At 71.1% G+C, this 4,301-nt stretch carries 3 protein-coding genes and 1 pseudogene; 1 reads left to right on the top strand and 3 read right to left on the bottom strand.

Annotated features, from left to right (window positions below; all coding sequences use genetic code 11):
- Both ACSC1Q_RS42845 and ACSC1Q_RS42840 read right to left on the bottom strand, forming a co-directional pair.
- Positions 1–266: pseudogene (locus ACSC1Q_RS42845) on the bottom strand (cytochrome P450); the annotation flags it as partial.
- A 418-nt stretch (positions 267–684) separates the two neighbouring features.
- Positions 685–2,235 (bottom strand): GMC family oxidoreductase, encoded by a 1,551-nt coding sequence (locus ACSC1Q_RS42840; protein WP_436764488.1) that lies wholly within the window; start codon positions 2,233–2,235, stop codon positions 685–687.
- 173 nt (positions 2,236–2,408) lie between these two features.
- Between ACSC1Q_RS42840 and ACSC1Q_RS42835 the strand changes: the two genes are divergently transcribed.
- Entirely contained in the window at positions 2,409–3,941 is a 1,533-nt protein-coding gene (locus tag ACSC1Q_RS42835; RefSeq protein WP_436764487.1) for a long-chain-fatty-acid--CoA ligase, read from the top strand.
- 73 nt (positions 3,942–4,014) lie between these two features.
- Here ACSC1Q_RS42835 and ACSC1Q_RS42830 read toward each other — a convergent pair.
- On the bottom strand, positions 4,015–4,301 hold a 287-nt coding region (locus tag ACSC1Q_RS42830; protein WP_436764486.1), incomplete at its 5' end, for a galactose-binding domain-containing protein.

The raw sequence follows: 4,301 nt of genomic DNA, 5'->3' as shown, positions 1-4,301 counted from the left end.
CCGAACTCGGGGCCGAGGTCCTGGACGGACGTCGCCCCCCGGCCCGAGGAGAAGATGTCGGGGTGGCGGCTGGCCTCGACGATGTCCGCGTGCCGCACCAGGGCGTAGTAACCGGGGCCGGGCGGGGCGAAGGGGATCTCGGGCTCGGCGAACAGGATGGGGCCGGGCTGCGCGCGGAGCACCGCGAAGGCGGCCTCCCGCTCGGCCATCGGCCGCTCCCAGAAGGAGATGTCCGACAGATCGATGTCCGCGAGTGAAACCGTCACGCCAGCCTCCACTAGAACCGCATTCTGTTTTATGGATCCTGCCACAGGACCCTCGGCGCAACCAGCCCAGCCAGAACGGGGTTGTTGACCTTCCGGGAGCGCTCCCCATGTGGGAGGCGCCCGGCATGGGAACATGCTCCACCCTGGAACCCGGCGAAAGGAAGGCCGCCGCCTGGCCAAGCTGGTCCGCGTACGCGGCCCGCGCCCGGAAGGCGTCCCGGCGGCCGGCCCCTCGGCGGCCTGGCAACCACACGCTCGGCGCCCCGGCGGCCCGGCCACCACACACTCGGCGACTCGACGGTCAGTGACCCGACGGCGACTCGACGGTCGGTGACTCGGCGGAGACGAGACCCGCGGCTCAGCGGCCCGCGGCTCAGCGGCTCGCGGCTCAGCGGCTCGCGGCTCAGCGGCTCGCGGCTCAGCGGCCGGCGGCGATGAGGTCGGCGGCCCTTTCGGCGATCATGACGGTGGGCGCGTGGGTGTGCCCCCGGACGATGAGCGGCATGACCGAGGCGTCGGCCACCCGCAGGCCGGCGATCCCCCGGACCCGCAGCTCGGGGTCCACCACCGACCCGGGGTCGTCGCCCATCCGGCAGGTGCCGACCGGATGGTAGAGGGTCTCGCTGCGCTCGCGGATCCAGCGGACGAGCTCCTCCTCGGTCCTCGGATTCCAGTACGGGTCCATCGGCGGCCCCGCGAGCGGCCGGAGCGCCTCGGTGGCGAACAGCTCCCGGGCCTTCCGCAGCCCGGCTACCTGCCGCCGGACGTCGGCCGCCGCAGTCAGGTAGCCGGGGTCGATGACGACCTCCCGGCCGTCCAGCGAGAGGCGCCCGCGGCTCTCCGGCCGGAGCAGGATCGAGGCGATGGTGAGGCCGTGGCCGGGCGGCGGGGTGAGGCCGTGGTTGACGAAGGAGCCGGGGGCGAAGATCAGCTCGATGTCGGGGGCGGGCTCCTCCTCGGAGGTGCGGATGAACGCCACGGCCTCGCCGATGTTGGAGGTGAGCATGCCCCGGCCCCCGGCCAGGAAGCGCAGCAGGTTGGCGGTCGACTCGGCGCCGGCGAGGGTGATCGGTTTGAGGCAGTGCAGGAAGACGCCCGACGCGAGGTGGTCCTGGAGGTTCGCGCCGACCCCTGGCAGCTCGTGGACCGGCTCGACACCGGCGGCCCGCAGCTCGTCGGCCGGGCCGATGCCCGACAGCATCAGCAGGTGCGGTGAGCCGATCGCCCCGGCCGACAGGATGACCTCCCGGCGCGCCCGCGCGACCACGAGGCCGTCGTCACCGTACTCCACCCCGGTCGCGCGCCCGTCCTCGACGAGCACCCGGCGTACGCGCGAGGAGGTGAGCACGGTGAGGTTGGGCCGCCTGGCCGCGGGGGTGAGGTAGGCGTCCGCGGAGCTCCAGCGACGCCCCCCGCGCTGGGTGACGGGGGTCGGTGAGCAGCCCTCGTTGGAGGGGCCGTTGAGCTCCTCCAGGCGGGCGATGCCCAGCTCCTCGCAGGCCCGCAGGAAGAGCGCGGTGGCGGGGTTCGGGGAGCGCAGCTCCGAGATGTGGATCGGGCCCTCCGTGCCGTACACGCCGCCCCGGTTGGAGCCGGCGCGGCGCTCGACCCTGCGGAAGTACGGGAGGACCTCCTCGTAGGACCAGCCTGGCACGTTCCACCCATCGTAGTCGGCGCGGTGCCCGCGCACCCACATCTGGGCGTTCATCGAGGAGGATCCGCCGAGCATCCGGCCGCGCGGCCAGTAGAGTTCCCTGCCGGACAGCTCGGGCTGCCTGGCGGTGGTGAAGTCCCAGTCGCGCTCGGTCTTGAACAGCTTGGAGAACCCGGCGGGCATCCGGACCTCCAGCTTCCGGTCGGAGCCGCCCGCCTCGATGAGGGCGACCCGCGTGCCGGGGTCGGCGGAGAGGCGGTTGGCCAGCACGCATCCCGCCGACCCCGCGCCCACGATGACGTAGTCGTACTCCACGCTCACTGACCTTTCATCGCACAGCCGGCCAGCTCGCCTCCCCGTAAGCGCGCTCCTGTTCTGCTTACTCCCCCATGCTTTGCCCGTCAATTTGTCATCGCGCTACCTACCGGTCGGTATCTCGGGCTGCCAGTATGAGCGGGTCAGAGCTTGCTCGGAGGAGGACGTACACGATGCTCAACCTGTCGATCGCACTGGAGGACAGCGCCAGGGAGGCCCCCGACCGCACCGCGCTGGTCTTCGGTGACCTGCGGCTGCCGTACTCCCTGGTCAACACCGTCGCGAACCAGGTTGCCAACCTGCTGGTCTCCCGCGGGATCGGTAAGGGCGACAAGGTGGCGCTGGCCTGCCCGAACCTGCCCTACTTCCCGTTCGTCTACTACGGGATCCTCAAGGCCGGCGCCACGGTCGTGCCGCTGAACGTGCTGCTGCAGTCCAGGGAGATCGCCTACCACCTGGACGACTCTCAGGCCAAGGCGCTGTTCTGCTTCGAGGGCACCCCCGAGCTGCCGCTGGGCGAGCGCGGTAAGGCCGGTTTCGAGAATGCCTCCGCCGAGCACTTCTTCGTGCTGCCCGCCACCGCGTTCGCCACCGAGTCCGAGTACGGGGAGACGCTGTGGGCGGCGCTGGACGGCGTGTCCGGCGAGTTCGAGACCGTGCAGACCTCGCCCGACGACACCGCGGTGATCCTGTACACCAGCGGCACCACGGGCCAGCCCAAGGGCGCCGAGCTCAGCCACCAGAACATGCTGCTCAACGCCATGGTCTCCGACGAGATGTTCCCGCGCACCGAGGGCGGTGACGCCTACCTCGCGGTGCTGCCGCTGTTCCACTCCTTCGGGCAGACCGTCGTGATGAACGCCGGGTTCCGCCGCCGGGCGACCGTCGTGCTCGTGCCGCGCTTCGAGCCGGGGCCCGCCCTGGAGCTGATGCGCGCCGAGAACATCACGCTGTTCGCGGGCGTACCGACCATGTACTGGGCGATGCTGACGAAGATCCACGCCGACGGCGACGAGGTGCCCACCTCGCTCAGGATCGCGGTCGCCGGTGGCGCCTCCTCCCCCGTCGAGGTGCTCAAGGACTTCGAGAAGACCTTCGGGACCGGGATCCTGGAGGGGTACGGCCTGTCGGAGACCTCCCCGGTGGCGAGCTTCAACCAGCTGGGCAGGCCCACCAAGCCCGGCACGATCGGCACGCCGGTCTGGGGGGTGGAGATGAAGCTGGTCGACGGCGACTGGAAGACGATCGAGGGCGAGGGGCCCGGCGAGATCGCGATCCGCGGCCACAACGTGATGAAGGGCTACTACAACCGGCCCGAGGCGACCGCCGAGGTCATGCGGGACGGCTGGTTCCGTACCGGCGACATCGCCACCCGCGACACCGACGGCTACTACTCCATCATCGACCGGGCCAAGGACATGATCATCCGGGGTGGGTTCAACGTCTACCCGCGTGAGCTCGAAGAGGTCCTTATCACCCACCCCGAGGTCTCCCTCGCGGCGGTGGTCGGGATCGCCCACGACTCGCACGGCGAGGAGGTCAAGGCGTACGTCATCCGCACCCCCGGCGCGACGATCACCGAGGACGAGCTCATCGCCTGGGGCAGGGAGAACATGGCCGGGTACAAGTACCCGCGGATCGTCGAGTTCCGTGACGCGCTGCCGATGACCGCGACCGGGAAGATCCTCAAGCGCGAGCTCCGCTGAGGCCGTCAGGCCGCGGCGGCGGGGCCGGGTCCCGGGTGGCGTGTCGCGCCGCCCGGGACCCGGCCCCGAGGTGTCAGGCCTGGTAGACCTCGAACTCGGACAGCTGCGCGGCCGGCCAGCCGGTGTTGCCGGTGACGTTCACCCGGACGTACCGGGTGGACGCCGCGGAGAACGTGATCGTGACGGTGTTGCCGGAGCCGGGGTCGAAGGAACGGCCCGCCGATCCCGAGAGCGTCGCGAACGACGAGCCGTTCGTGCTGCCCTGCACCGAGAGCGTCTGCGTGCGGGCCTGCCACGCCGCCTGCGGCGGCAGCTTCAGCACCACCCTGCCGACCGACGCCGCCGAACCGAGGTCGACCT

Source organism: Streptosporangium heterodermiicola (assembly GCF_051390675.1).
GTDB lineage: Bacteria > Actinomycetota > Actinomycetes > Streptosporangiales > Streptosporangiaceae > Streptosporangium.
Note: the sequence above shows the minus strand (reverse complement) of the source record. Positions and strands in the feature narration are given on the sequence as shown.

What these genes read in the sequence shown, in the direction of transcription:
- ACSC1Q_RS42835 (WP_436764487.1), top strand. Translation starts at nt 2,409, where the DNA reads ATGCTCAACCTGTCGATCGCACTGGAGGACAGCGCCAGGGAGGCCCCC.